The 26,546-nt window shown below is 63.5% G+C and carries 29 protein-coding genes; 9 read left to right on the top strand and 20 right to left on the bottom strand.

Annotation, left to right across the window (positions count from 1 at the left end; all coding sequences use genetic code 11):
* Positions 1-45: 45 nt before the first annotated feature.
* The 9 genes from ACWGS9_RS18065 to ACWGS9_RS18025 form a co-directional block, all read right to left on the bottom strand.
* The gene (locus ACWGS9_RS18065) at positions 46-432 is read right to left on the bottom strand and encodes a Rid family hydrolase (protein ID WP_454506522.1); all 387 of its coding nucleotides are present in this window, start codon (positions 430-432) and stop codon (positions 46-48) included.
* A gap of 248 nt (positions 433-680) precedes the next feature.
* Positions 681-1,145, bottom strand: coding sequence for a cupin domain-containing protein (locus tag ACWGS9_RS18060; RefSeq protein WP_454506521.1), 465 nt, complete (start codon positions 1,143-1,145; stop codon positions 681-683).
* A gap of 368 nt (positions 1,146-1,513) precedes the next feature.
* Positions 1,514-2,077: a DUF4142 domain-containing protein gene (locus ACWGS9_RS18055; RefSeq protein WP_454506520.1), complete on the bottom strand. Its 564-nt coding sequence runs from the start codon at positions 2,075-2,077 to the stop codon at positions 1,514-1,516.
* A gap of 99 nt (positions 2,078-2,176) precedes the next feature.
* On the bottom strand, positions 2,177-2,932 hold the full coding sequence (locus ACWGS9_RS18050) for a DUF899 family protein (protein ID WP_454506519.1): 756 nt from the start codon (positions 2,930-2,932) through the stop codon (positions 2,177-2,179).
* A 106-nt stretch (positions 2,933-3,038) separates the two neighbouring features.
* Positions 3,039-3,863 (bottom strand): carbohydrate ABC transporter permease, encoded by an 825-nt coding sequence (locus ACWGS9_RS18045; protein ID WP_454506518.1) that lies wholly within the window; start codon positions 3,861-3,863, stop codon positions 3,039-3,041.
* Between the two features lies 1 nt (position 3,864).
* Entirely contained in the window at positions 3,865-4,779 is a 915-nt protein-coding gene (locus tag ACWGS9_RS18040; RefSeq protein WP_454506607.1) for a carbohydrate ABC transporter permease, read from the bottom strand.
* 23 nt (positions 4,780-4,802) lie between these two features.
* Positions 4,803-6,065: an ABC transporter substrate-binding protein gene (locus ACWGS9_RS18035; RefSeq protein WP_454506517.1), complete on the bottom strand. Its 1,263-nt coding sequence runs from the start codon at positions 6,063-6,065 to the stop codon at positions 4,803-4,805.
* Between the two features lie 389 nt (positions 6,066-6,454).
* Positions 6,455-6,952, bottom strand: a complete 498-nt coding sequence (locus ACWGS9_RS18030; protein ID WP_454506516.1) for a GNAT family N-acetyltransferase — start codon at positions 6,950-6,952, stop codon at positions 6,455-6,457.
* 40 nt (positions 6,953-6,992) lie between these two features.
* Complete coding sequence (locus tag ACWGS9_RS18025) at positions 6,993-7,988, bottom strand: transglycosylase SLT domain-containing protein (RefSeq protein WP_454506515.1); 996 nt, start codon at positions 7,986-7,988, stop codon at positions 6,993-6,995.
* A 166-nt stretch (positions 7,989-8,154) separates the two neighbouring features.
* On the opposite strand from ACWGS9_RS18025, the gene ACWGS9_RS18020 reads away from it, so the two are divergent.
* The gene (locus ACWGS9_RS18020) at positions 8,155-8,724 is read left to right on the top strand and encodes a methylated-DNA--[protein]-cysteine S-methyltransferase (protein ID WP_454506514.1); all 570 of its coding nucleotides are present in this window, start codon (positions 8,155-8,157) and stop codon (positions 8,722-8,724) included.
* 118 nt (positions 8,725-8,842) lie between these two features.
* Here ACWGS9_RS18020 and ACWGS9_RS18015 read toward each other — a convergent pair whose 3' ends face one another.
* Entirely contained in the window at positions 8,843-9,169 is a 327-nt protein-coding gene (locus tag ACWGS9_RS18015) for a hypothetical protein (RefSeq protein ID WP_454506513.1), read from the bottom strand.
* Positions 9,170-9,453: 284 nt separating this feature from the next.
* Between ACWGS9_RS18015 and ACWGS9_RS18010 the strand changes: the two genes are divergently transcribed.
* The 3 genes from ACWGS9_RS18010 (at position 9,454) to ACWGS9_RS18000 (ending at position 10,444) form a co-directional block, all read left to right on the top strand.
* Positions 9,454-9,666 carry a cold-shock protein gene (locus tag ACWGS9_RS18010; RefSeq protein ID WP_027168154.1) on the top strand — a complete coding sequence of 71 codons (213 nt, stop codon included), beginning with the start codon at positions 9,454-9,456 and terminating at the stop codon, positions 9,664-9,666.
* A 326-nt stretch (positions 9,667-9,992) separates the two neighbouring features.
* On the top strand, positions 9,993-10,193 hold the full coding sequence (locus tag ACWGS9_RS18005; RefSeq protein WP_127306009.1) for a hypothetical protein: 201 nt from the start codon (positions 9,993-9,995) through the stop codon (positions 10,191-10,193).
* A complete protein-coding gene (locus ACWGS9_RS18000) occupies positions 10,190-10,444 on the top strand; it encodes a type II toxin-antitoxin system RelE family toxin (RefSeq protein WP_454506512.1) in 255 nt (84 codons plus the stop codon). The genes ACWGS9_RS18005 and ACWGS9_RS18000 overlap by 4 nt, the downstream gene beginning before the upstream one ends.
* An 80-nt stretch (positions 10,445-10,524) precedes the next feature.
* Here the strand turns inward: ACWGS9_RS18000 and ACWGS9_RS17995 are convergent, their stop codons facing one another.
* The 3 genes from ACWGS9_RS17995 to ACWGS9_RS17985 form a co-directional block, all read right to left on the bottom strand.
* On the bottom strand, positions 10,525-11,133 hold the full coding sequence (locus ACWGS9_RS17995; RefSeq protein ID WP_454506511.1) for a glutathione S-transferase family protein: 609 nt from the start codon (positions 11,131-11,133) through the stop codon (positions 10,525-10,527).
* A gap of 186 nt (positions 11,134-11,319) precedes the next feature.
* Complete coding sequence (locus ACWGS9_RS17990) at positions 11,320-12,180, bottom strand: EAL domain-containing protein (RefSeq protein WP_454506510.1); 861 nt, start codon at positions 12,178-12,180, stop codon at positions 11,320-11,322.
* Positions 12,177-13,079, bottom strand: a complete 903-nt coding sequence (locus ACWGS9_RS17985; protein WP_454506509.1) for an EAL domain-containing protein — start codon at positions 13,077-13,079, stop codon at positions 12,177-12,179. The genes ACWGS9_RS17990 and ACWGS9_RS17985 overlap by 4 nt, the downstream gene beginning before the upstream one ends.
* A 202-nt stretch (positions 13,080-13,281) precedes the next feature.
* Between ACWGS9_RS17985 and ACWGS9_RS17980 the strand changes: the two genes are divergently transcribed.
* The gene (locus ACWGS9_RS17980; protein WP_454506508.1) at positions 13,282-14,484 is read left to right on the top strand and encodes a pyridoxal phosphate-dependent aminotransferase; all 1,203 of its coding nucleotides are present in this window, start codon (positions 13,282-13,284) and stop codon (positions 14,482-14,484) included.
* Positions 14,485-14,595: 111 nt separating this feature from the next.
* On the opposite strand, the gene ACWGS9_RS17975 is transcribed toward ACWGS9_RS17980, so the two are convergent.
* On the bottom strand, positions 14,596-14,991 hold the full coding sequence (locus ACWGS9_RS17975) for a (R)-mandelonitrile lyase (RefSeq protein ID WP_454506507.1): 396 nt from the start codon (positions 14,989-14,991) through the stop codon (positions 14,596-14,598).
* 308 nt (positions 14,992-15,299) lie between these two features.
* Between ACWGS9_RS17975 and ACWGS9_RS17970 the strand changes: the two genes are divergently transcribed.
* From ACWGS9_RS17970 to ACWGS9_RS17960, 3 genes are all read left to right on the top strand, one after another.
* Positions 15,300-16,829: a putative bifunctional diguanylate cyclase/phosphodiesterase gene (locus ACWGS9_RS17970; protein ID WP_454506506.1), complete on the top strand. Its 1,530-nt coding sequence runs from the start codon at positions 15,300-15,302 to the stop codon at positions 16,827-16,829.
* A 219-nt stretch (positions 16,830-17,048) separates the two neighbouring features.
* Positions 17,049-19,097 carry an elongation factor G gene (locus ACWGS9_RS17965; protein WP_454506505.1) on the top strand — a complete coding sequence of 683 codons (2,049 nt, stop codon included), beginning with the start codon at positions 17,049-17,051 and terminating at the stop codon, positions 19,095-19,097.
* Between the two features lie 673 nt (positions 19,098-19,770).
* Entirely contained in the window at positions 19,771-20,268 is a 498-nt protein-coding gene (locus ACWGS9_RS17960; protein WP_454506504.1) for a methyltransferase family protein, read from the top strand.
* A 12-nt stretch (positions 20,269-20,280) separates the two neighbouring features.
* On the opposite strand, the gene ACWGS9_RS17955 is transcribed toward ACWGS9_RS17960, so the two are convergent.
* Both ACWGS9_RS17955 and trxB read right to left on the bottom strand, forming a co-directional pair.
* Complete coding sequence (locus tag ACWGS9_RS17955) at positions 20,281-21,177, bottom strand: LysR family transcriptional regulator (protein WP_140754530.1); 897 nt, start codon at positions 21,175-21,177, stop codon at positions 20,281-20,283.
* 72 nt (positions 21,178-21,249) lie between these two features.
* Positions 21,250-22,224 carry a thioredoxin-disulfide reductase gene (gene trxB, locus ACWGS9_RS17950; RefSeq protein WP_454506503.1) on the bottom strand — a complete coding sequence of 325 codons (975 nt, stop codon included), beginning with the start codon at positions 22,222-22,224 and terminating at the stop codon, positions 21,250-21,252.
* A 234-nt stretch (positions 22,225-22,458) separates the two neighbouring features.
* Here trxB and ACWGS9_RS17945 point away from each other — a divergent pair, with 234 nt between their 5' ends.
* The gene (locus ACWGS9_RS17945; protein ID WP_454506502.1) at positions 22,459-22,935 is read left to right on the top strand and encodes an Lrp/AsnC family transcriptional regulator; all 477 of its coding nucleotides are present in this window, start codon (positions 22,459-22,461) and stop codon (positions 22,933-22,935) included.
* A gap of 68 nt (positions 22,936-23,003) precedes the next feature.
* Here ACWGS9_RS17945 and ACWGS9_RS17940 read toward each other — a convergent pair whose 3' ends face one another.
* From ACWGS9_RS17940 to ACWGS9_RS17925, 4 genes are all read right to left on the bottom strand, one after another.
* Complete coding sequence (locus ACWGS9_RS17940; RefSeq protein ID WP_454506501.1) at positions 23,004-23,633, bottom strand: D-glycero-alpha-D-manno-heptose-1,7-bisphosphate 7-phosphatase; 630 nt, start codon at positions 23,631-23,633, stop codon at positions 23,004-23,006.
* Positions 23,626-24,198, bottom strand: coding sequence for a D-sedoheptulose-7-phosphate isomerase (locus ACWGS9_RS17935; RefSeq protein WP_454506500.1), 573 nt, complete (start codon positions 24,196-24,198; stop codon positions 23,626-23,628). The genes ACWGS9_RS17940 and ACWGS9_RS17935 overlap by 8 nt, the downstream gene beginning before the upstream one ends.
* 7 nt (positions 24,199-24,205) lie before the next feature.
* Positions 24,206-25,690 carry a D-glycero-beta-D-manno-heptose-7-phosphate kinase gene (gene rfaE1, locus ACWGS9_RS17930; protein WP_454506499.1) on the bottom strand — a complete coding sequence of 495 codons (1,485 nt, stop codon included), beginning with the start codon at positions 25,688-25,690 and terminating at the stop codon, positions 24,206-24,208.
* 128 nt (positions 25,691-25,818) lie between these two features.
* Positions 25,819-26,451, bottom strand: coding sequence for a LysE family translocator (locus tag ACWGS9_RS17925; RefSeq protein WP_454506498.1), 633 nt, complete (start codon positions 26,449-26,451; stop codon positions 25,819-25,821).
* Positions 26,452-26,546 lie beyond the last annotated feature (95 nt).

Genomic DNA, 26,546 nt, shown 5'->3' with positions numbered 1-26,546 from the left:
GGTTCGCTGGATGGCGTTATAGAGCATAGCCTTTGTGCGCCCACCTCACGCCACCGCCACGCACTCAATCTCAGTATCGAACTCCATCGGCCATGACGCCACCGGCACGAAACTGCGCGCCGGTGGGTTGATCGCAAAATACTTGGCATAGACCCGGTTGATGACGTTGTAGAAGCCGGAGTTGACGGCATAGATGCGCACCATCACCACCTTGTCCAGCGAGCTGCCAGCCGCTTCCAGGCAGTGTTTCAGTGCCTTCAGCGACGCCTCGGTCTGGGTCTCGATGTCGCCGCGCACCATCTCGCCGGTCACCATGTCCACCGGCGGCGTCGCCGAGATGAACACGAAGCCGTTGGCCCGCACCGCCGTCGAGCACGGCAGCCCGAGCGCGCGCACCTTCGCCGACATCACGGGTACTTCGACGACTTCCATGGTGGTCCTTCCTGATTTGCGGGGGAGCTTATCGTGGCGGCGATGGAACGCCAGCGGCGACTTCCCCTTCTCCCCTTGTGGGAGAAGGTGGATCGGCGCGCAGCGCCGAGACGGATGAGGGGTGTTCCAGGGAACGCCAACGTCTCACTCCGCTGGAGCACAAGCGTCTCACTCCGCTGGAGCACCCCTCATCCGACCGAGCTTTGCTCGGCCACCTTCTCCCACAGGGGGAGAAGGGGGAGCTTGTCTCACCCCTGCCCCGGATACGGCGTCCCATCCTTGTGTAGGAACCGCCCGTCCGAACTTGGGCTCATCATGTCGATGTCGGAGCAGGTGATGACATCGTGCGGGTTGCGCGAGCCGACTTCCAGGTAGCGCGCCGTCACCGACGAGCGGTTGATCATGTGATGGCCGTTGCCGCTGTTCTTGGCGAAGGTGGCTACGTCGCCCGCCCTGAGCAGCGTCTCGCCGCCGTCCTCGACCAGCGTCAGTTCGCCCTCCAGCACATAGACGAGCTCGTCCTCATCGCTGTGCCAGTGCCGCTGGCTCGACCAGCCGCCGGGCGGCAGCATCATCAGGTTGACGCCGAAATCCTTCAGGCCGCCGGCATCGCCGAGGCGGCGGCGGGTGCGATCGGCGCAAGGAATGTCGAAGGGGGAAGGGTAGCCGGAGCCTTGGCGGATGGGGACGGATGGCAGGTCGATTTTGGGCATGGGGCGGCCTCCTTCGGTTTGGGCGGATAGTCTGGCTTGCGGAAGAACTTCGCAACTGTTTCGGCCAGTCTGGCAGAGGTCAGCGCTGCCCCTCATCCGCCCTTCGGGCACCTTCTCCCCGTTGAACGGAGAGAAGGGGCTGACCGCCCCACGCCGGCGCTCTTGCTGTAACGCTGGTGACTTGGCGACGACGTGGGCGCGAGCCCCTTTCTCCCCGTCACTATACGTCACTATACGGGGAGAATTGCCCGGCAGGGAGGGCAATGAGGGGCAGCGCCGCCGATCGGCAAAGTGAGGCTGGTCGGGGCACCCGGACGGCTGGCTGGGCGCTTGTGACGAAGCGCCATATTTGATGGGGACTGAAGCCCTCACCCCTGATGCGCCACCGCCAGTTCCTTCACATGCTTCTCGTGCATCTTCAGCACCGGCAGCGTCTTCTTGGCGAATTCCTTCATCGCCGGATCGTCGCCCGAATTGGCATAGGTGCTGAATAGCGCGACGGCTTGCCTGTGCGCGTCGGTCTGCATCTTGATGTATTTGGCGTCGAATTCCTTGCCGGTGGCAGCCTTCAATTCGTCCAGCATCTGCTGCTCCTTGGGCTGCAGAGCGGGCCCGGCGGGCTTGATCGACGCGGTGGTCTGGCCCTGGCTGAGCGCCGCCTTGAAATCCTCAGCAACCTTGGTGTGATCCTTGATCATCTCAGCCGCAAAAGCCTTGACGTCGGCCGACGCCGACTTCTGCTCAGCCAGCTTGCTCGACTGGATCTCGAATCCATTGGCGTTGGGCACCGCCGTGACGAAGGTCTGCGTGTCGACCTTATTCGCGGTCACCATCGGCCCAACCGCGTCTGTATTGGTGTCGTCCGATTGGGCGAGCGCGGCCGGCGCGACGGCAAAGAGCGCGACGGCGACCAGGGGCAGCAGCGTTTTCATCTCAATCTCCGATCCGAAACAGCCCCTCTGCCATCCCCAACGCGGCATTGGCGTCGGGGTTGCCTCAAAAAGGCGCGGGGCTGAACGCCCGCATCGCCGTCAATGGCAGTGCGCGGCGGCCGCCTGCCCGGCATATTGCAGCTGCTCGTCCCAGTCCGGCCGACCCTCCGGCGTGAAATCCATCAGGTTCCACAGGATCTCGCAGGTGCCGATCGCACGCGGATCCTGCCCCGGCTCGGCGGGCGCAAAGTCAAGCTCCGACGACCAGAAATGCCGGATGCCATCGGAATCGCGATGAAACACCGAAAGCAGCGGTATCTGCGCGCCCTCGGCCGTTTCGGAATTATAGTCGCGCTTGAAAGCGTTGCCGGCCGACGAGACGAGCCGCATGTTTTTCCAGCCGCGGTCACGGCCAAGCGCCGTCAGATTGCCGAGCGCGGTCTTCGCCACCACGGCGAAGTTGAAGCCCGCGGCTTCGAGATGGCCGACCGCGCCGTCGAACTGGTCGAGCAGCGCGGTGCAGGAAGGACAGGGCTGGTCCTGCCGGGCAAGCCTCGCCGTCTCGCCGCTCGCCGCCACATCGCGCGTCTCCTGCGGATGGCGCGGGAACATCATCTGGTAGAGGATCAGCGAGTCCTTGCCCGGCGCGAACAGTTCCGACAGTTTCAACTTCGACGGCCTGCCCTCGCCGTCGAGGGCGTCGAACACATAGTCCTGCGGCACCAGCCCGCCCGGCGGCAAGGCACGTCTCGCTTCAGCCACCGCCTCCATGGCGCGGCGCAGCTCGACTTCCTTGCGCAGCAGTTTTTCGCGCGCGGTGCGATATCTGGCGGATTCATTGGGAAAGGTGATCATGATCTTCTCCTTCGCGCCGGCGTCCCGGCGCGGGTTGCTCTACGATCCAAGGACGTGCCGCCTGCATTGGGTCCGACATGAAGCGCGAGGTTTGTTCCTGAGGCGACTAGCCCTTCACCCCGCCGGCGGTCAGGCCGGAGACGATGCGGCGCTGGAAGACCAGCACCAGCACCACCAGCGGCACGGTGACGATCACCGATGCGGCCATGATGTTGCCCCAGGGGATCTCGAACTGCGAGTTGCCGGAGAGCAGCGCGATCGCCACCGGCACGGTGCGCTGGGTGTTGGTGGAGGTGAAGGTGAGCGCAAACAGGAACTCGTTCCAGGCACTGATGAAGGCGAGCAGCCCCGTGGTGGCCAGCGCCGGCCACATCAGCGGCAGGAAGATGCGCGTGAGGATCGTCCATGGCCCGGCGCCGTCGAGGATCGCCGCCTCCTCGATCTCGACCGGCAGGTCGCGCACGAAAGTGGTGAGCACCCAGACGGTGAACGGCAGCGTGAAGATCATGTAGGACAGGATGAGCGCCAACAGCGAATTGTAGAGATGCAGCGCCCGGATGATCTCGAACAGCCCGGCAAGTGCTGCGACCTGCGGAAACATCGAGACCGACAGGACGGCGAGCATCAGCGCCGAGCGCCCGCGGAAACGGATGCGCGCCAGCGCATAGGCCGCGGTGACGCCGAGCAGCAGCGAGACCGCAACGACCGCGCCGGAGACGATGAGCGAGTTTATGAGATTGCGCAGGAAGGGGCCTTCGCTCAGCACGTTGCGGTAATTGGCAAGGCTGAACGATCGCGGCCAGAGGCCGGCCTGGAACAGCTCGGTTCCCGATTTCAGGCTGGTGACGACAGCGTAGTAGAACGGAAAGACCGCGACGAAGACGATCGCCAGAAGCAGGAGATAGAAGGCGGCGCGCTTCAGCATCCTCATGTCAGCGGCCTCCGTCCAGGCTCAGCCGGCCGATCCGGATATAGGCGATGGTGAGCAGCCCGATGATCAGGAAAAGCAGCGTCGAGGCGGCCGAGCCATAGGCGAACTTGTCGAACTCGAACAGGTTCTCGCGCGAGAAGATGGACATCGACTTGGTCTGGACGTTGTTGGGCGTCAGCACGTAGATCAGGTCGAAGATGCGCAGCGCGTCGAGCGCCCGAAAGATCACCGCCACCATCACCGCCGGCCGGATCAGCGGCAGCGTCACCCGCCAGAATATTTGCCACGGACTCGCACCGTCGAGCCTCGCCACTTCGATGACCTCGCGCGGCAGCATCTGCAGTGCCGCCAGGATCAGCAGCGCCATGAACGGCGTCGTCTTCCAGATATCGACGATCAGCACGGCGATCATCGCGGTGTCGGCGCTGGCCGTCCAGGCGATCTTGGCGTGGATCAGGCCGAAATCGAGAAGCACGGCATTGATGATGCCGAACTGGTCGTTGAGCATCCACTGCCACATCTTGGCCGAGACGATGGTCGGGATCGCCCAGGGGATGAGGATCGCCGCCCGCACGATGCCGCGTCCCTTGAATTCGGCGTTGAGCGCCAGGGCTACGACCATGCCCAGCACCGTCTCGCAGGCCACCGACACCACCGCGAAACGCACCGTGTTCCACACCGCGCGCCACCAGACCGGATCGACGAGCAACCCGTCATAGAGAACCCGGCCGCTCGGCAGGCGCAGCACCGAGAAGTAGTTGTCGAAGCCCACCCATTGCCTTGCGTCGAGATCGGCCAGCGAAGCGTCGGTGAAGCTGTAATAGACCGTGCGCAGGAACGGCCAGCCGGCGACGGCGGCGAGCACGAAGAGCATCGGCGCCAGAAACAGCCACGCCGTGCGCACGCGCCGGCGCATCAGCGGCGACCGCCTTGCCGCGGTCACCAGCCCTTGCCCTTGAGCTTGGTGAGCCTCGCCTCGAGATCGGCCAGATTGTCGGCGGCAGCGCCTTGGCCGGAGATCGTGTTGTGCACGGCCGTCCAGAACTGGCTGGACGCCTCGTTGTATTTGATCCTGGCGGTTGCCGAGGGTCGCGGCTGCGCGTTGAGAAATATCTGCTTCCAGCGCGGCACGATCGGCTGCTGCCTGGCGATGTCGGGGTCGTCATAAAGTGCCGCGATGGTCGGCAGGTTGGAGGTTTTCAGTGTCCGGTATTTCTGCATCTCGCGCGACGCGATGAACTTGACCAGCTCGATCGCCGCGTCCGGGTGTTTGGAATATTTGGAGACGGCTAGGTTCCAGCCGCCGAGCGTCGCGACCGGCCGCCCGCCGTCGCCGGTGCCTGCCGGCAGCGGCGCCACGTCGAACTTGCCCTTGATCGGTGAATTCTCGCTGTTGCCGAGCGCATAGGCATAGGGCCAATTGCGCATGAAGACCGCATTGCCGGTCTGCCAGACGCCCCGCGCTTCTTCCTCCTGATAGGCGAGCACGCCCGGCGGCGCTATCGTGCCGATCCAGCCCTTGACCATGTCGAGCGCGGCCGCCGCTTGTGGGTTATTGATGGAGATCGCGCCGTCCGGCTCGATGATCCCGCCGCCGCCATTCGACATCACCCATTCGAGCGCGTTGCAGGTCAGCCCCTCATAGGCATTGCCCTGGAAGACGAAGCCCCAGATGTCCTTGTTGCCGGCCGCCCGCTCCTTGTCCACCACCAGCCTGGCGGTGTCCTGCAGCTTCTTCCAGGTGGTCGGCACCTTGGCGCCGTATTTGTCGAGCAGGTCTTTGCGGTAGTAGAGCGCCGGCGCGTCGGTGAAGATCGGCAGGGCGACCAGCCTGCCGTTGACCGTCTGCGATTGGATGATCGACGGAAAATGCTCGGCCACGACATCCCTGGTCGCCGCCGTCAGGTCGACGAGTTGGCTGGCAAGTTGCGGCGCCCAGATGACGTCGGTCTGATAGACGTCGATATCGCTGCTGCCGGCGGCAAGCCAAAGCCGGTATTGCCCGAACTGGTCGGTGGTCGAAGGCGGGATGACGACGATGTCGACCTTGTTGCCGCTCTTCTTCTCGTAACGATCGAGTATCTCGCGCAGCACCTTGATGCCGTTGCCCGTATCGCCCGACACGATCGACAGTTCCACGGCTCGCGCTTGAACAACGCCCAGCGCGATGCCGGCGGCCAGGAATGCAGAAGCAAGTTTCACGGGGTTGCGGACCTCCTGCGCGACCCGCGACGTAGGTCGCGGCTCATCAAGGCCCCCGCGTTGAATGCGCGACGCCGCTTAGAGTTCCCCCGCTTGGGCGCGCCGACCAGGCCGGCGCTCGTTAAAGCCGATCTCGGTCGGCCCGACCGCGTCGCTGGCCCGTTCCGTCCACCTCACTTCGCGCGAAAGCGGACGGGCTCCGAAACCCCCGCCCCGGAGCCCGCCTGGGAGTGGCTGACGCATGCCGGCACAGCCTCCTCCGACGCCTTGCCAGCGTCGATCCGCCGATCGGCCGCCCGGCACGACGACGCATTAGCATGTCCTAACGTCAGCCTATGTGAAGGAGTTCACAATGCCGGCGGGCAGGTGTTTGCGGCACCCCGCAGGCCTCAGCCTTCCCAGTCGACCGGGGTCATGCCGAGCCGCTCGTAGAGCCTGAAGGCCGCGGTGTTCTTCACTGTGTTGGTCTTGAGATCGACACGGTCCGCCCCGCGCTCGCGGAAAGTCAGGAACACGCGCCGCATCAGCGCCTCGCCGAGGCCCTGCCTTCTGGCCTCCGGATGGACGGCGAGGTCCTTGACGAAACCGGACGTCCAGCAAAGCGCTGCGCCCGCCAGCAGGCCCTTGCCGTCGATCGCCAGGAAACAGAGAGCGGGATCGAACTCGGCATCGCCGGCAATGCGCGGCCACCAATCGTCGAACGGCCCGTCGGCGCCGTCGTCGAACACCTCTTCCAAAAGCGCGTGCAGAGCCTGCGCATCACGGTGTTCGAACGCGCGCATGATGAAGCCCTCCGGCCAATGCGGCGCGGCCAACGTATCGTCGAGGACCTTGCGCATGCGGATGTCGCTGGGAGCCGACGGTCGGGGCGTCGTGTTTTCATGCATGGCGCTGTCTCGAAACGCCGCGTGGGACTGCGCCGTCGGCTCAGGCGTCCGGCGGCAAGCGGTGCCGCTTGCGGTCGACGCCAAGTCCCGTCGCCTCGAGCAGGCCCTTGCGCTTGGCGTCGTAGTAATAGCCGGTCTGGTAGAGCATGTCGGCACGCTTGGCGTTGCCGCCTGAAACCAGCCAGGCGCCGCGCAGATATTTCACCGCATATTTGAGATTGGTCTCGGCGTCGAACAGGCCGGTCGCCGGCCCGTCATAGCCCATGCCGCGCGCCGTCGCATGCTTGATCTGCATCAGCCCCCAATGGCCGTGATTGAAGGCTTTCGGGTTGAAGGTGCTCTCGCGGTTGACGACATGGCGTACCAGCTCGACCGGCACTTCATAGATCGCCGAATATTTCTCGATCAGCCGCTCGATCTCGCCGCGCGGGCCGCTGGCGTGCTGTTCGGCCTGGCCGGGTGCAGCCAGCAGCGCCGGGTTTTCCGGCACCACATAGGCAACCTGCTGGACGCCGGGCATCGGAGCAATTTTCGCCGACTGGCCGGTGAGCGGCATGGCGACGCCCGCGGTCGTATAGACCGCCGCTCGGCTGATGGACGCCGCTCGGCTGATGGATCCTGGGCCGGTCGGTGAGCCACCGGCCGTCAGCACCGGCGGCGGCGGAAACCGACCGGCGGCCGGCGTCGCTCCGGCGAAGGCCGCGGGTTGCGCCAACGTCACGCCGGACTGCGGTGCGCCAGGCTGGACAGGTGGCGGCAAAAGCGCGCCTTGCGTCGCGGGCGCACCTGGCGTGGTTGCCATGGCGACGGCGTCGCCAGCCAGCGCCGCGGTCTGCACCTGCGCAAGGCCGGAAGGCTCCGGCAACACGGCCACCGTTTCGGGCAGCGCGAGAGTCGGCGTGTCGTCCGCGACGACTGGCGTCGAGGCTTCCGCAAGCGCGGGCGCGGCCTTCATTTGCGAGGTCGTGGTGCAACCGCTGAGACCGGCCGCTGCAACGAGCACGCCGATCGCGGTGATGATGATTTTAGCTGGCAAGCCGTGCGGGTCCGGTTTGTCGGTGTGTTAAGGAGTCCTTACACCAGCGATTCACACCCGGCAATCGGGGCCACCCGGCGGTTTTCGGGTGGCTACAACAGGGCGAAAGTGCCATATTGTTCTGGATATGTACTCGTTTTTCGCTGTTTTGCGGAAGGGATACGTCATGAAATCCACATCCCAGATCACGGCCGGCCACGCAGTGTTAGAAACAGTGATCGGCTTCATGGGCATTGCCTGGAGCGAGAAAGGCCTGATCCGGCTTTGCCTGCCGGAGCGCAGCCGCGAAGCGGTCGAGCGCCGGCTGCTTCGCCACCCCGGCGTCTCAGCCTCGACAGGCCAGCCGTCCTGGGTGGTCGGCCTGATCGCCTCGATCAAAGCCTATGCGGCCGGCGAGGATGTCGACTTCTCCGGCGTGCCGGTCGATCTCGACGGCGTCGACGATTTCCGACTGGCCATCTATGACGCCGCGCGCAAGCTCGGCTTCGGCGAGATCACCACCTATGGCGAACTCGCTAAGCGCGCCGGTCATGCCGGCCTTCCGCGCGAAACGGGTGCGGCGCTTGGCGCCAACCCGGTGCCGCTGGTCATTCCGTGTCATCGCATCCTTGCAGCGGGCGGCAAGATCGGCGGCTTCTCCGCGCCGGGCGGCTCGGCCACCAAGGAAAAGATGCTGGCCATGGAAGGCGTTCGCGTCGGCCCGCCGCCGGCCGCGCAGGCCTCATTCGGGTTCTGAGGACACAAGAGCAATTCCAGGAAATGCGCTGCGCATGGGCCTGGCGATGCCGCCGTGGCCTTCGGCTCGGAATTGCGTCGAACAATGAGTTAGAGCACTTCGCTCTATCCAGGCCGTATCAGTCTTGCAGGAACCGGCGGCGGAAGCGCCGTTCGAAATCCGGACGCTTGCAGACATAGACCATGCAGGATCTGGTATCGGCGCTCGGCACGTAAGCGCGCGCCCTCAGTTCGCCCGCGTTGCAGAAGCGCTCGTCGCGCACGTAGCGATCGTAGAGCGGCAGCCCCGGGACGCGCGTCGACTGATAGCGCAGGATGACGGCGCCCTGTCTGCCGATCGTCGCCTGCACCCGGTTGCAGCTCATGCGCGTCGGATCGTAGCGCGAGACCGCCTCCGCCTCGGCGGCCACCAGCAGGAAGCAGGCAGCAAGCACAATGGTCTTCATGGTTCCTCTCCCTGCAACGGCAAGTCTCATCCCTCCACAACGCGCGGCCGCTGTCAAAACTTCCATGCCCCGCTCCCATTCCCTTCGATGCGGACGGCATGCCGGCAGCGCCCAAGCGACCCGTCTTGTTTTCTTGCTCAAACTATCCTATATCCCCGGCATTGAATTTGGCCGATCGATCGGGCCGCGATCTTCGCGTTTGCTGACGTCTATCTCCAAAGTTTCGATACCGCCGGCTGGACGTTGGTCCGGTCAAACAAAAGCAAATGTGAAGGGCATTCTATATGGCAACTGGTACGGTCAAGTGGTTTAACGCCACCAAGGGCTACGGCTTCATCCAGCCTGACAATGGCGGCGCGGACGTTTTCGTCCACATCTCCGCTGTTGAGCGCGCTGGCATGACCAGCTTGGCTGAAGGCCAGAAGATCAACTTCGAGATCGAGCAGGACCGCCGCACCGGCAAGTCCGCTGCTGGGTCTCTGAGCAAGGCAGCCTGATTTGGCTTAAGCATTTTGCAGTCAAGCATCGCTTGGCGTCGCAAAATGCGACTAAGTAAAGGCGCGCGCCGGACGAAGGTTCGGGGCGCGCGGCAAGTCACGGATGTACTGACGGTCGCGCGAGAAGCGCGCCGGAGCGAAAAGACCCGACAAGCTGGAACAGCAGATAGCTGCCAGCCCGGACCAGACGCTCCCGATCAGGCTACCGGCAGAGGAAGGCGGGCATTGCCCGCCTTTTTTGTTGCCTGATTTCCGGCGACTTGCCGTCTGGGCTCAATGGTACCACCAGTAGTACCATTTTAGCCCAATAGTGGTACCATTGGCACATGACCAAGCTTGAACAGATCGAAAAATCCGTCGCCGAACTCAGCCCCGAGGAGTTGAAGGCCTTTGCCGCTTGGTTCGAGGCTCTGCAGGCTGATTTGTGGGATAAGCAAATCGAAGCCGATGCGAAGGCGGGCCGGCTGGACAAGCTTGCAGAGCAAGCTCTGGCCGACCACCGCGCAGGCCGGACCCGGCCTCTGTGAATCACTTTGCCGCCCCTTCGTTTTGGGACGCCTACGATAAACTACCTAAAGCAATCAGAGTGAAGGCCGACAGCAGCTTCGCAAAGCTGCGTGCAGATCCGGTTCATCCTTCGCTTCATTTCAAGCGGGTTGGACGTTACTGGTCAGCTCGTGTTGACCTGAATTACCGCGCTGTTGCAGTCCGGGACCAGGACGACATGATCTGGTTTTGGATCGGCACCCACTCCGAATATGAACGCCTTTTGAAATAGCTGCTTCCGGCCGTAGGCATACCGAGCGGCTCGTTGGCGCGCCCCACAGGTCAGGCGCAAAGCGGCTATCGCGTGAGGAATTACCCCATCCACTCGATCGGCACGTGCCCCTTGTCCGCCTCGACGCGCTTCAGCCATGCAGCGACTGCCGGATAGGCGTCGAGCTGGAAGCCGCCCATCTCGGCGGTGTGGGTGTAGGCGTATAAAGCGATGTCGGCGACGCTATAGGCGTTGCCGGCGAAGAATTCGTTCTGCTCCAGATGCCTGTTCATGACGCCCAGCGCCTTGTTGCCGCGCTCCAGCGTCACGGCGAGCCGTTCCGGCGTAGCGTCCTTCGCCCGTTCCGGGAAGGTCAAAAGCGCCTTGCGCACCGCGATATAGGGCTCATGGCTGTATTGTTCGAAGAACAGCCATTGGTAAGCCAGCGCGCGTTCATACTTGTCGCCCGGCAGGAAGCGCGTGCCTTCGGCGAGGTAAAGCAGGATCGCGTTGGATTCGGCGATGCGCCTGCCGTCGTCGAGCTCGAGCATCGGCACCATCGCATTCGGATTCTTGGCGACGTAATCGGGCCTGCGCGTCTCGCCGGTGTGCGAGCTCACCTCGACCCGGGTGAAGGGAATGCCGAGCTTGGCCATCAACAGCCGCGGCTTGTAGCAATTGCCGCTGTCGGCCATGTCGTAGAGGATCATGCCACATACCTCGCGCGTCTGATCAGAAAGCCTCTAACGCGCCTTGGCGGGTTTCATCCAGTGATTTGTTTTTGAGAAGAACCATCAATGACGCTGATGCCTCATTTGTAGATCATACATCAGCGGCGCTGATGCTTCTGTTTGGGTCAAGCATCAGCGACGACGATCCTCTTGTTGAGTCAAGCATCAACGACGCTGATGCAGGGGCACGACCTTGTTGTCGGCGTCGAGCAGAGCGTCGACGGAAAGCGGTTCTTCCTTGAAGATCGTGCCGGCGGGCGCCGGGCGGGCGAGATGGAAACCCTGCAGAAGGTCGACGCCGCCCTCGAGCGCGACGCGCAAATGCTGGGCGTGTTCTATGCCTTCGACCAGCACTTTGGCGCCGCGCTCGTGCAGCGTCGCCACCAATGGCCGAAAGAAGCGCTCGGCCGCGGCATGCCGGCAGAGCTCTCCAAACCAGGCGCCGTCGATCTTGACGATGTCGGGCGCAAGCAGATTGATGCGCGCCTCGGTCGAATGTCCCGTGCCGAAATCGTCGATGGCGATACGGATGCCATCGCGCCGCATTTCGCGCACCAGGCTGGTAAGAACCCGGTCGTCGGCCGCTTGTTCAGTGATCTCGCAGACCAGCAGGTCCGGCGTCAGCTCGAAATCGCCGAGATGCCTGGTCATAAGCCGGATTTCGGCAAGCGCCCGCCCGAGATGGTCGTTGACCTTCGGGTTGTAATTGAAGAACAGCGTAAGTCCCTCAACGCCGATGTTGCGGTAATTGCCGAGATGCAGCATCCGGCACATCGTTTCGACAAACAGCCGGTCGGACGCGGGAATGCCGTCGAAGAACATCGACGGGGCCACCGGCTCGGCGATGCGGCGCGGCTCGATCAGACCCTCGACGGCGACCGCCCTAAGCGCCTCGCCCTCCGGCGCGAAAATCGGCTGGTAGACGCTCCACAGCCTGAACTCGCCATAGATGCCGAATTGGAGGCCGATCTCGTCGGCGAAGATCGCCTTGGCGACATTGCGCCGCCGCTCACGCCTTTCGCTCATGGCGCGACCTTGCGCCCGAACACTCTTGCCGGCCGCGCGTGCGGCGCCGCCACCGCCGGACTTGCAGCGACTGGCGTCTTGCTCCCTTCGGCTGAAGGCGGCTGCGCGCCCTTGCCAAAAACGCGAAAGCTGGTGGGGGCAAGTTCGGGCCGGGCAAGCACATAGCCTTGCACCATGGAGGCCCCGGATTTCTCGGCAAGCTCCAATTGCCAGCCTTCCTCGATACCTTCGAAGACGGTGCGGACGCCCTGGTTTTCGAAGCTCCGCACCATCGTCGTCAGCAACGCGAAGCCGGCGCCGGACTCCATCAGATGGGTAATCCAATGGGCATCGAATTTGACGATGTCGGGCTTGAGCTCCTTGATCCGATTGATGTCGGATTCATCGGCGCCATAGTCGTCGACCGCGATACGGAAGCCATTGGCCCTCAGTGCCCCGACAAAATCGTAGAGCGCTTCCTGCGAAGCCGACTTCTGCTCGGTGACCTCGCAGACGATGCGGCGAGGATCGATGCCGGCTTCGTGCAGCACCAGCCGCATGTCGCGCAGCGCCTTGTCGACGATGCCGCGATCGGTGAAGACCGACGGGTCGAAATTGACGAAGACGGATGCCTCTTGCGGCAGGCAGGCGCCGGCGTTCAGAAGGTGCAGCGTGCGCGTCAGCGCCTCGATATGCAGCCGGTCGCCAGCCGGGCAGGTGCCGAAAAATGCCCCCGGCGATTGCGGCTCGCCGTCGCGAAACGGCCGGATCAGCCCCTCGAAAGCCGCAACCGAAAGCTTGCCTTCCTTGAAGGCGAAGATCGGCTGGAACGCGCTCTGCAGCGTATAGATGCCCCAGACACCGGTCGAGGTGCCGTCATCATGACGGATGATGTGGGCAAGCCCGATGCTGCGCGACAAAGGTCCCTCGCTCCGCAAAACAAGCGGAATTCAATCAGCCATCCTGCCAGCCAAGGGTTTACCGGTCGTTGATGAATTTAGCGTTGCCGCTCACGCCTCCTTGACCTCTGGCTCATTGCACAATGCTTGCGCTTCGCGAGATGATGCGACATGAGAGGCGCCGCGGCCGCTCCTGGCCGCTTTCCCTAGGAGACATTTTGTCATGGCCTTTCTTGCCGACGCCCTTTCCCGCGTTAAGCCTTCCGCGACCATCGCGGTGACGCAGAAAGCGCGTGAGCTGAAAAATGCCGGCCGTGACGTGATCGGCCTCGGCGCCGGCGAGCCGGACTTCGATACGCCCGACAACATCAAGAACGCGGCGATCGACGCGATCCGCCGTGGCGAGACCAAATATCCGCCGGTTTCCGGCATCGTGCCGCTGCGCGAGGCGATTGCCAAGAAGTTCAAGCGCGAGAACAATCTCGATTACCGGCCGGAGCAGACCATCGTCGGCACCGGCGGCAAGCAGATCCTGTTCAACGCCTTCATGGCGACGCTGAACCCTGGCGACGAAGTCATCATCCCGCGCCCCTACTGGGTGAGCTATCCCGAAATGGTGGCGATCTGCGGCGGCACGTCGGTCTTCGCCGACACCTCGATCGAGAACGGCTTCAAGCTGACACCGCAAGTGCTGGAAAAGGCGATCACGCCGAAGACCAAGTGGCTGTTGATGAACTCGCCGTCCAACCCCTCGGGCGCCGCCTACACGCAGGCCGAACTGCGGGCCTTGGCCGATGTGCTCCTCAAGCATCCGCATGTCTGGACGCTGACCGACGACATGTATGAGCACCTGACCTATGGCGACTTTGTCTTCAAGACCATCGCCGAGGTCGAGCCCAGCCTCTACGAGCGCACGCTGACCATGAACGGTGTGTCGAAAGCCTATGCCATGACCGGCTGGCGCATCGGCTACGCCGCCGGCCCGGTGCCGCTCATCAAGGCGATGGACATGATCCAGGGCCAGCAGACTTCCGGCGCCTGCACCATCGCGCAATGGGCTTCCGTCGAGGCGCTCAACGGTCCGCAGGATTTCATTGCCAGGAACAAGGCGATCTTCCAGGGCCGGCGCGACCTCGTCGTCTCGATGCTCAACCAGGCGCGCGGCATCACCTGCCCGTCGCCGGAAGGCGCCTTCTACGTCTATCCGTCCTGCGCCCAGTTGATCGGCAAGAAGACCAAGACGGGCAAGGTGATCGACAATGACGAGGCCTTCTGCTCGGAATTGCTGGAGGCCGAAGGTGTCGCGGTGGTGTTCGGCTCGGCCTTTGGCCTCGGACCGAACTTCCGCATCTCCTACGCCACGTCGGATGCGTTGCTGGAGGAAGCCTGCACGCGCATCCAGCGCTTTACCGCGTCGCTGACCTGATCGACAACGCGGCAGCCACCGCGAAAAGCCCGGCTTCGTGGGCTGGCCCCCGAGGGTTGTGTCCAACTTTCGGGGATCCGTTCAGGAAGCCGGGTTTTTGTTGAGCGCTAATCAGCCACCATATTGCTCGTCGGAAACTTGCTCCATCCAATCGGCGTGGACACCGTCCAGCGCCTCCTGCATCGCGATATGGGTCATGGCGGTTTTCCATCCGGCGCCGTGCCAATGTTTTTCGCCCGACGCGAAGGAAATGACGTCCCCTGCCCTGATCGTTTGGATCGGCTCGCCCCAAGTCTGGGCAAGTCCGGCGCCAGCGGTGACATAGAGCGTCTGCCCGAGCGGATGCGTGTGCCAATGGGTGCGTGCGCCGGGCTCGAAGCTGACGAGTGTCGCTCTGAGTCGTGCCGGCGCTTCCTTCTCGATGATCGGCGTCTGCAGCACTCGCCCGGTGAAATACGCCTCGGGCGCGACGATCGTCGGCACGCTGCCGCACGCAATAAACTTCATCGTTCAAATCCTCGAACTCGCTGGTCGAACACGGGCCGCACGCGGCGTCTCGGGCAGCAGTTTCATCCTGTAGGGGGGCCATTGCAACCAGCTTTAGGCTGTTGCCGGGCGGCAGCCTCGGCTTCGAGCTCAAGCACCAGGTGAAATGCCATATTAGGATGTATAAATACTGTCATAAATCGTTGCTTTTTAACCATAAAAACGCTGCGTGCATCCATTCGTGAAAGAATAGGCGGAAGAAGGAGCCGCGCTCAATGTTTATTAACGGCTGCGGTCCTAGTCATGGCGCGTGCTGTGGGGGCGCGGACATGAGTATCTTGGCAACAATCAAGGATCACAGCGGCCGGATTTATCGCGGCATCCAGGCCTTGCTCGCGATGAGCATCGCCGCCACCGGGCTCGCGGCTTTCGTGCTGACGGAGAACGCCTCCCGCGCCGGCGCGCTGGCCATGTCGGTGGCGTCGACCTGTCTGGCGCTTCTGGTGTTGATGTATATGCGCTCGAGCGTCGTCCAGAGCCTGCGATCGGCGGCGGACGCGGAAGCCGAGAAGCACCGCTTTCTCACTGTCGATGCCATGACCGGCGCCATGACCCGGCGCTATTTCATCGAAGCGCTGCGCGACCGGCTGGGCGGTTTGCGCAACCGTCGCCAGGCGAGCCTGCTTTTGATCGACCTCGATCATTTCAAGCAGCTCAACGACACGTTCGGCCATCAGTTCGGCGATCTGGCGCTGGCGCATCTGGTCACGGAAGCCCAGCGCATCTTCGAAGACGGCGTCATCGGACGGCTCGGCGGCGACGAGTTCGGCGTCATGGTTCCGCATGGCGACGTCGCCGTCATCAGCAAGGACGTGCGCAGGCTGCTGGATGCGATGCGGGCCGGCAAAAGACATGAAGGCAAGATCATTCCGCTGTCGATCTCGGTGGGCGTCGCGCTCGCGCCGCTGCATGCTTCGAACGGCACCGAATTGATGCTGCTGGCCGACCTCGCGCTCTACGAAAGCAAGGCGGGCGGCCGCGGCCGCGTCACCGTTTTCGACGAGGAGATGCTGTCCGACAAACGCTACCGCCGGCTGGTGGAACGCGAGTTGCGCGCCGCAATCTACCTCGGCGAGTTGGAACTGCACTACCAGCCGATCGTCGATCCCGACGGCTCGGTCGACGCGCTGGAAGGGTTGATCCGCTGGCGTCATCCCGTGCGCGGCTTGATCTCGCCGGCGGAGTTCATCCCGATCGCCGAGCGCTCGACGCTGATCGACATGATCGGCGAATGGGTTTTTAAGCGCGCCTGTGCCGACATCGGCCATTTTCCCGGACGGCGCATCTCGATCAACGTCTCCGGCGAACAGTTGAAGCGCGACGAGATCGTCACGATGTGCGACCGAATCCTGCGCGAGACCGGCCGCTCCGCGTCGCAGTTCATCATCGAAATCACCGAGACGGTGGCGACGGCCGCGACGCCCGAAGTCCTCAGGCGCCTTGAGGCGCTGCGCGGCCTCGGCTTCCACATGGCGCTCGACGACTTCGGCACCGGCCATTGCGGCTTCAACTATCTGAAGTCGCTGCCTATCGACAGCGTCAAGATCGACCGTTCCTATATCCGCAGCCTCGCGCATGATCAGGTGGCGCAGATCTTCGTTTCGGCACTTGCCCAGATCGCGCGCATCCAGGAGATCTCAATCGTCGCGGAAGGTGTCGAAACCGCGGAGGAATTCACGCTTGCCAGGGCCGCCGGCTGCAACCGCTTCCAGGGATATTTCTTCGGCAAACCGGCGCCCCGCGACAAGGCAAGCGCGTTGTGCGTCGCCGCTCGCGACCCCCTCGCCCTCACAGCCTGACGGAAAATGGCGGCCTGATGAACCAAGCCGGCGAATATCCTATTTTTCTTGCCCTCCCGGCAAACCCGTGTGACGATGGTCTTGGGCAGGGGTGAATAAACTCCGCCCGCGACGGCCGAACAGGCCGGCCGCCGCTCTGCATAGGGTGCGATCGGACGCAAAACCGGTTTTCACTTTTGCTGATCGCTCTCTTGGGAAACGCCTGAGTGGAGGTCAGCCATGGGTACTCGCGCCGGAGGACGACGCACGGGACCGAAATGCATCGCCATAGTCGGTCCCTTTGCAAGCGGTAAGACGACACTTCTCGAAGCAATACTCGCCCGCACGGGCGCCATTCCCCGCCAGTCACCCGTTTCAATGGGCAACACCGTTTCCGATCATTCGCCCGAGGCCCGCGCCCACGCCATGAGCGTCGAGGCGACCTTCGCCACCACCGATTTCATGGGCGAGCAGCTCACTTTCGTCGATTGCCCCGGCTCCATCGAATTCGCCTTCGAGGCCGAACCGGTGCTTGCCGCTTGCGACCTCGCGGTCGTCGTCGCCGAGGCCGACGAAAAGAAGATCCCTGCGCTCCAGCTCATCATGCGCAAGCTCGACGATCTCGCCATTCCCCGCATCCTGTTCCTCAACAAGGTCGACAAGGCCATTGCAGGCGTGCGCGAGACGCTGAAGATGCTGCAGCCGGCAAGTTCGGTACCGCTGCTGCTGCGCCAGATTCCGGTGCGCAAGGACGGCGTCGTTATTGGCTCGATCGATCTGGCGCTGGAGCGCGCCTATATCTACCGGGAATACGCCGAGAGCGAAGTCGCCGACATTCCGGGCGACGACAAGGCGCGCGAACTGGAAGCGCGTTTCTCCATGCTGGAGACGCTCGCCGACCACGACGATCATCTGATGGAGCAGTTGCTGGAGGAGATCGAGCCGCCCAAGGATGCGATCTTCGACGATCTCACAGCCGACCTGCGCGCCGGCGCGGTGACGCCGGTGCTGATCGGCACAGCCGAGAAGGGCAATGGCGTGCTGCGCCTGTTGAAGGCCATTCGCCACGATGCGCCGGATATCGAGGCAACGAGGAAGCGCCTTGGCGCGCCGGACGGCCAGACGGTGGTGCAGGTGATGAAGACCATCCACACCGCGCATGGCGGCAAGCTTTCGGTGTCGCGTGTGCTCTCCGGCCAATTGGCAGACGCGGCCGAGCTTTTCCTCTCCAATGGTGACACGGCGAAGGTTTCCGGCATCTACAGGATGCTCGGCAAGGACCAGTCGAAGCTGACATCGGCCAAGGCGGGCGACACGGTTGCTCTCGGCAAGCTCGACAACGTCAAGACCGGCCAGACGCTGAGTTCGGCCAAGGGCGGCATCCGGCCATTGATCGCGCTGGAGCCGCCGCAGCCCGTCTTTGCCTTCGCGCTTCGCCCCAAGGAGCGCAAGGACGAGGTCAAGATGTCGGCGGCCATCCAGCGGCTTGCCGAGGAGGATCCGTCGCTCAGCCTGCGCCACAACCAGGACTCCGCCGAAACCGTCCTGTCGGGCCACGGCGAAATGCACCTGCGCGTGGTGCGCGAGCGCCTCGAGGGCAAGAACCAGATTCCAATCGAGGGTCATGCACCGGCGGTGCCCTACCGCGAAACCATCCGCAAATCGGCGCAGCAGCGCGGCCGCCACAAGAAGCAATCCGGCGGCCACGGCCAGTTCGGCGACGTGGTGATCGAGATCAAGCCGCTGCCGCGCGGCTCGGGTTTCCAGTTCTCCGACACCATCACTGGCGGCGTGGTGCCGAAGACCTACATCCAGTCGGTCGAGACGGGCATTCGCGACTATCTGAAGACGGGTCCGCTCGGCTTCCCGGTCGTCGACGTCGCCGTCAACCTGTCGGACGGGTCCTACCACGCGGTCGACTCCTCCGACATGGCCTTCCAGATGGCCGCCAAGCTCGCGATGAGGGAAGGCATGGCTGCCTGTTCGCCGGTCCTGCTGGAACCGGTGATGAAGGTGGAGATCGTCACGCCCTCCGACGCGACCTCGAAGATCATCGCGTTGATCCCGCAGCGACGCGGTCAGATCCTCGGTTACGACGCACGCCCTGACTGGCCGGGCTGGGATGTGGTCGAGGCGACCATGCCGCAGGCCGAAATCGGTGACCTGATCATCGAGCTGCGCTCCGCGACGGCCGGCGTCGCCAGTTACAAGGCAGCGTTCGACCACATGGCCGAGCTCACTGGCCGCCTCGCCGACGAGGCGATGAACGCCAATGGCAAGGCTGCCTGACCGAGCTTCTGCTGACGATTGTGAAAACGGCGTCCGGTTGAACCGGACGCCGTTTTTATTGCGGACCGACTTCCTGGGAGGCAACGGCAGGTTCGCCGTATCCGGGAAAATGGTTCGGACGCGGTAGCTGCCTGAGCCCGGTCATTTCGAGTGATGCCCCCATCTCCCGAACCGACCAACCGCGTCCTATGATCTACTTAATCGATGGATTGCGTCTGCGACATGTTACCCGATGTTACATGTCACTGTTACGCGGCGGATTCAGTCGTTTTCTTCCCGGCTCGAAGGCAATACGGGCAACAAAAAAGCCGGATCAATAAAGATCCGGCTGAGTTTGATTGGAAGTGCCGATTAAGGCTAACCTCCAGAGGGGAACACTCGAGGGCGCTAATGGGAGGAGAACGCGCCCTGGAGATGTGAATATATATGTGCTCATCATGCCCAAGAAACAAGCATCTATTTTGCAACACACGCATGCAAAAAGGCGCAGGCTGTGGTCCAACCTGTTCCCGAAACCCATAGGACCAGAAAAATCGCCAATTCCGGCGCGTTTCCGGCCCTAAAGCGACTGCTTAAATGCGAAATCGAGCCGATTTGCTCGGAAATATTGCGAGCCGGCAAAATGATGTCGATTTCGGCAAGCCGAGTTCATTTTTACGGCAGGAGACGTTTGATGCGAACTTTTTCGGCAATCGCCGGCAGCGCGCTGTTCCTAGTCGCGGCACCCGGCATTGTCGCCGGCCTGGCGCCATGGCTGCTGACCGACCACTATCGCAAGCCTCTATCGGCTCTGCTGGGCTTCGTGCCTGCGGGCGCGATCCTTGTGGTCGGGGCGGCTGCCATTCTGCTTCATGCCTTCGCCCGCTTTGCCCTTGAGGGCCTTGGCACGCCCGCTCCCGTGGCGCCGACCGAGAAGCTGGTCGTCGGCGGCATCTACCGCCATGTGCGCAACCCTATGTACGTGGCCGTGCTGGCGATTATCCTTGGCCAGGCGCTGATCTTTTCGAGCTGGGCGGTTCTGATCTACGGCCTCATCGCCGCGACGGCGATGGTCTCTTTCGTCAAGTTCTACGAAGAGCCGACGCTCGCCAGCCGCTACGGCGAAGAATACGAGATCTACCGCCGCGCCGTGCCCGGCTGGCTGCCGCGGCTGACGCCCTGGCGCGGGTGAACGATCCCCAATTTAATAAGACCAGCTCCGCGCCTTCGCGATGATGAAGTCGCGAAAAACGTGCAGCTTCGCCTGGTTCTTCATCGCGTCGGGATAGGCGAAATAGGTGTCGAAAGACGGCACCTCGGTCTCCGGCAACAGCTGGATCAGGTTCGTGTCCTTGCTGATGACATAGTCGGGCAGCATGGCGATGCCGGCGCCGCCCTGCACCGCCCGCTTGATCGACAGGATGTCGTTGATCTGCAACGTCGGCACGCGCTGCGCGCCCTCGAAATCGCCGACGGTCTCCAACCAGTTCAGCTCCGACAGATGCGACGGCACCGGCACGCCGAAGGTGACGATGCGATGGTTCCTGAGTTCGGCGATCGAGGCCGGCTTGCCGAACTTCGCGATATAGGACGGCGCCGCATAGAGATGAAAATGCACCGTGAACAGCCGGCGCTGGATAAGGTCCGGCTGCTGCGGCTGGCGCAGTCGGATGGCGCAATCGGCCTGGCGCATGGTGAGGTCGAGTTCCTCATTGGCGAGGATCAGCTGCAGGCTGATTTCTGGATAGAGCTCGATGAATTCCTGCACGCGCTCGGTCAGCCAGCCGGCGCCCAGGCCCACTGTCGTCGTCACCCGCAGCACGCCCGACGGCCGGTCCTTGGTCTCGGTCAGCCGCGTCTTGATGGTTTCCAGCTTCATCAGCACGTCATGTGCAGTGCGGAACAGCATCTCGCCCTGCTCGGTCAGCACCAGGCCGCGCGCATGGCGATGGAACAGCGCTACGCCGACATCATGCTCCAGCGCGCTGACCTGCCGCGAAATGGCCGATTGCGACAGATGCAGCGTCTCGGCGGCATGAGTGAACGACCCAGCCTCCGCCGCTGCGTGAAATACGCGTAATTTGTCCCAGTCCAGCGCCATGATTCCCCTCGCGTTGCCTTTGGCGTCTGAATGAAAAATCAGGCTTTTAAACGGCTTTTCTCAGCCGATTTGTTATTCCGCTGCTTCGCGGTGAACCTCGATCCCGGCCAGGTATTTTTCCGCCTCGAGCGCCGCCATGCAGCCAAGCCCCGCCGCCGTCACCGCCTGGCGGTAGACGTCGTCGGTGACGTCGCCGGCGGCGAACACGCCGGGCACGTCGGTGCGGGTCGAATCCGGCGCCGTCCACAGATAGCCGTTCGGCTTGTGCTTCAGCTTGCCGGCAAAGAGCTCCACTGCCGGCGCATGACCGATCGCAACGAACACGCCGTCGACCGGCAGCTTCGATTCCTGGCCGGTCACCACATTGCGCAGCGTCAGGCCTTCCACCGAAGGCGGCAGCGGCGCCTTGCCCGGCCGTCCGGTGATCTCGTCGACGACCGTGTCCCAGATGACGCGGACATTGTCCTTCTTGAGCAGCCGCTCGCGCAGGATGCGCTCGGCGCGGAAATCGCTGCGGCGGTGGATGACGGTGACGCTCTTGGCGAGGTTCGACAGATAGAGCGCTTCCTCGACCGCGGAATTGCCGCCGCCGACCACCGCGACGTCCTTGCCGCGATAGAAGAACCCGTCGCAGGTGGCGCAGGCCGAAACGCCGAACCCCATGAAAGTCTGCTCCGACGGGATGCCCAGCCACTTGGCCTGCGCGCCGGTGGCGATGATCAGCGCATCCGCCGTGTAGACCGTGCCGGAATCGCCAGTGGCGCGGAACGGCCGCACATTGAGATCGACCTCGGTGATGATGTCGTTGACGATGTCGGTACCGACATGCTCGGCCTGCTTCAGCATTTGTTCCATCAGCCAGGGACCCTGGATCGGATCGGCGAAGCCCGGATAGTTTTCGACGTCGGTGGTGATCATCAGCTGGCCGCCCTGCTGCAGGCCGGCGACCAGCATCGGCTTCAGCATGGCGCGGGCGGCATAGACCGCTGCCGTATAGCCGGCCGGACCGGAGCCGATGATGAGAACGGGTGCATGCTTGGTGTTCATGAAAAAGTCCCCTGCGGCGCAAGGCCGTGGTTTATCGCGGTTAATGTAAGGGTTGCCAACCATGGCAGCAAGACGAACGGACCGTCGTCCCCGGAAAGCTGCGATCAACAGGATATTCGCTAAATCGCGACTTTTGTTACGCCTGAAAAATTACGCCGATGAGGGGTGGCGCGGACACAAAAGTCGTTTAATTACAAAATTGCGAAAGATTCTTGCGCAAGAGCCGAGACCGCCATGCCCTTGAAAGCCGACCTCGACGCCATCGACTGGAAGATCCTGCGCGAACTGCAGGGAGACGGGCGCATGACCAATGTCGAACTGTCGAGCCGTGTCGGCATCTCGGCGCCGCCTTGCCTGCGCCGCGTAAGGCGGCTGGAAGAGGCCGGCATCATTCGAGGCTATCGGGCCCTCCTCAATGCGCCGGCGCTTGGCATGGATGTCGTCGCTTTCTGCCTTGTCGGCCTGCATCATCAAGCCGATGCCGAGCTGAAAACCTTCGCCGAGCGCACGCGCAGCTGGCCGATCGTGCGCGACGCCTGGATGGTCTCGGGCGAATCCGATTTCCTGCTGCATTGCGTGGCGAGCGACCTCGGCACCTTCCAGACCTTCGTCATCGAGCAACTGGCTTCGGCCCCGAACGTGGACACCGTGCGCACCGCCTTGACCATTCGCCGGGTCAAGGATGAAGGGCTGGTGGCGTTTCAGACTTGATGTGCCGGCTTATGATGGAACTGGCGCAAAAACAGTGACTTGGCGATCAATTCTGAATCAGTATGCGATCAGAGCGATCGCACTCCGGTGACTAGGCTCTTGAGGTCCGTCGCGTCGCGCAAGGGCGAAACCGAGAGCCCGCCCATCGTCGAGATTTCGCCTCCGACGAGCCAGCCACGCTCAAGGCCGGCGCGCTGGCCGGCTTGCATGTCGGCCGGCTTGTCGCCGACGATCAGCGATCGCTTCAGGTCGAGGCCAAGCCGACGTCCAGCCTCCAGCAGCATGCCCGGATTGGGTTTGCGCATCGGATGATCGGCAACGGCCAGCGCGCCCCTGCCCGCTTCGTGGTAGGCGCAGGCAAGCACCATATCCACGAAGGCATTCCTTTCGCCCAGCAGATCGAGCACGCGCCCGTTGACCCGGGCGAACGCGTCCCAGCCGAAATAGTCGCGCGCGATGCCGGACTGGTTGGTGACGACCACGACGGGAATGCCGCGCTGGTTCGCGGCCTCGATGACCGGCGCGATGCCGTCGCGCAGTGCCATGGCCGCCGGATCGTCGGGATAGCCGGTATCGACATTGATCGTGCCGTCACGGTCGAGGAACAACGCCGCCCGGCCCGCTGGAAAGTTCGTGGTGCTGGTCCGCTCGACCCAAAGGCCGGGCTCGGCAAGCGGAAAGCCTGCGCTCTCAGCCATTGCTGAGACGCGCTTCGACCGCCTCGCACAGATGATGGTAGAGGCACAGATGCCCCTGCTGGATGATCGGCGTCGAGGTTGACGGCACGTTGAGCAGGATGTCGGTCAGCGGCTTCAGCTTGCCGCCGGTCTCGCCGGTCAGGCTGATCACCGTCATAGCCATCGCCCGCGCCTGCTCGGCGGCGGCGAGGATGCTCGGCGAATTGCCGCTGGTCGAGATCGCCAGCAGCACCGCGCCTTCCGACCCATGCGCCTCGACCTGGCGCGAGAAGACGGTGTCGAAGCCATAGTCGTTGCCCCAGGCGGTCAGGACCGCGGCGTTGGCCGGCAGCGCGATGACGTTGTAGGCCTTGCGTTCCTTCAGGAAGCGGCCGACCAGCTCGCCGGCGATATGGATGGCATCGCTGGCCGAGCCGCCATTGCCGCAGATCAGCAGCGCCTTGCCTTGCGAAAGCGCGGTCACCACCGTGCTTACCGCGCGTTCCATCTCGCCGGTCAGGTCGCGCTCGACCATCGCCGAGATCGCCGCCGCGGAGCGGACCAGATAATCGTTCAAATCGGACATCAGACCCTCAGTTTGCGGCACGCAGCTTGCCGATCGTGTTCGTGGTGCTCTTGCCGGCGACGAGATCGACCAGCACCACGCGCCCGCCCGCCTTTTGCACCACATCGGCGCCGACCACGGTCTCGATCGTGTAATCCGCGCCCTTGACCAGAATGTCCGGCAAAAGCGCCTCGATCAGCTTGAGCGGCGTGTCCTCCTCGAAGACGACGACGGCGTCGACCGAGGCAAGAGCTGCCAGCACGCAGGCCCGGTCATGCTGGTTGTTGACCGGGCGCCCCGGCCCTTTCAGCCGGTGCACAGAGGCGTCGCTGTTGAGGCCAAGCACCAGCCGGTCGCACTGGCTGCGCGCGGCATGCAGCAGGCTCACATGGCCGGCATGCAGGATATCGAAACAGCCATTGGTGAAGCCGACGGTCAACCCCTCGTCCTTCCAGGCGGCCACCATCCTGGCCGCGGCATTGAAATCGAGGATGGCGTCCTGATGCCCGGTCGGCCCGTGTGAGCGAAACAGCGCACCGGACAGCTCCTCGACGTTCAGGCGCGCGGTGCCGCGCTTGCCGACCACGACGCCGCCGGCAGCATTGGCGATGACGGCTGCATGCACCCGGTCGGCGCCGGCGGCGAGCGAAAGCGCGAAACTCGCGATGACCGTGTCGCCGGCGCCGGAAACGTCGAACACTTCGCGCGCCTGGGTGGAGATGTGGCGGGCATCCTCGGCGGAGATCACGCTCATACCCTTTTCGCTGCGCGTGGCGACGATGAACTCGAAATCATGCGTGGCGATCAGGTCGCGCGCAGCGGCCACGATCTCGTCGTCGCCGAACACCTTGCGCCCGACTGCCTCGCCAAGCTCCTTGCGGTTCGGCGTCACCGCCGTCGCGCCGGCATAGCGCGCATAGTCGCGCCCCTTCGGATCGACCAGCACCGGCTTGCCGGCATCGCGGCAGATCGCGATCAGCTCGCCGGCGACGCCGTCGAGCAGGATGCCCTTGCCGTAGTCGGAGAGGATGACGATGTCGGCGCGGCCAAGCACTGCCTGGAAATGATCGATGAGCTTCGCCCGCTCAGCGGACGTGAGCGGCTTGATCTCTTCCTCGTCGAAACGCAGCACCTGCTGGTTGAGCGCGCTGAAGCGGCTTTTTGACGACGTCATGCGGTCCGGCCGTCGCAGAAGCCCGTCCGTGTCGACGCCGATCTCGCCGAGCATGCGCATCAGATTGTTGCCCGCCTGGTCGGCCCCGATCACCGAAACGGGTATAGCGGCTGCACCCAGCGAAACGATGTTGGAGACGACATTGCCGGCGCCACCCATGTTCGCCGTCTCGCCCCTTCCATGCAGCACGGGGATTGGGGCTTCCGGCGAGATGCGCTCGATCACGCCGCTGACGAAGCGGTCGAGAATGAAATCGCCCACTACCAGCACGGTGACGTCGCCGAAGCGGGCGATGGTGCGATGCAACGGTTCCGGAGAAGGGAGATATTGCTTGATCATCTTACTCGAGGCAGGCCCGAAAAAAGGCCAGACTTAATTAGGGTGCAGCGCCAAAATTATGGCGCGGGCCGTTCAAAGCGAAGCGGATATACCGCAATTCGGGCCAGCGCAACGCCGGCCCGCCTGGTTCAGCTCTTCTGCAAGGCGACATGGACGCCCAGCCCGACGAGCACCGCGCCGCCCGCGCGCTGCATCAGGCGCTGCGCGCGCCCTGAGCGCCGCAGCCGCGCGATCATCGCGCCGGCCAGGAACACGCAGGCGATGTCGGCCGAGGAGAACATCAAATTGACGATGGTTCCAAGCACGACGAACTGCAGCCAGACCGGGAACGCCGCCGAGGCATCGACGAATTGCGGCAGGAACGCCATGAAGAAGATCGCCGTCTTCGGATTGAGCACCTCGACGGTGATGCTTTCGAAAAAGGCGCGACGGGCCGATTTCCGCTCGATGGCCGGCAGAGCCATAACGCCATCCGTGCGCTTGCGGAACATGGAAACGCCGAGCCAGACCAGATAAAGCGCGCCGACGAGCTTGACCGCCAAATAGAGCGGCGGCACCGCGTGAAACAGGACGGACAGGCCGGCGGCCGCCGCGAAGACATGCACATAGCCGCCGAGATGGATGCCGAGCGCCGCCGTCAGCCCAGACCAGCGCCCGCGTGCCATGGTCTGGGCGGCGGCATAAAGCATGGCGGGGCCGGGAATGTAGGCGAAGATCGCGGTCGTGGCGAAAAACGCGATGAGCAGCTCTGTCGACGGCATCTTGTTCCCTCATGATCCGGTTGCAGCCCGTTCAGTCCGCACGCGGGATGGCTTTGGAATGGCCTTTACGGACAACCGCAATGAAAGCAGCCATG

This window comes from Mesorhizobium sp. Arg314 (assembly GCF_053714275.1).
This window is presented reverse-complemented; position numbering and strand designations above follow the sequence as displayed.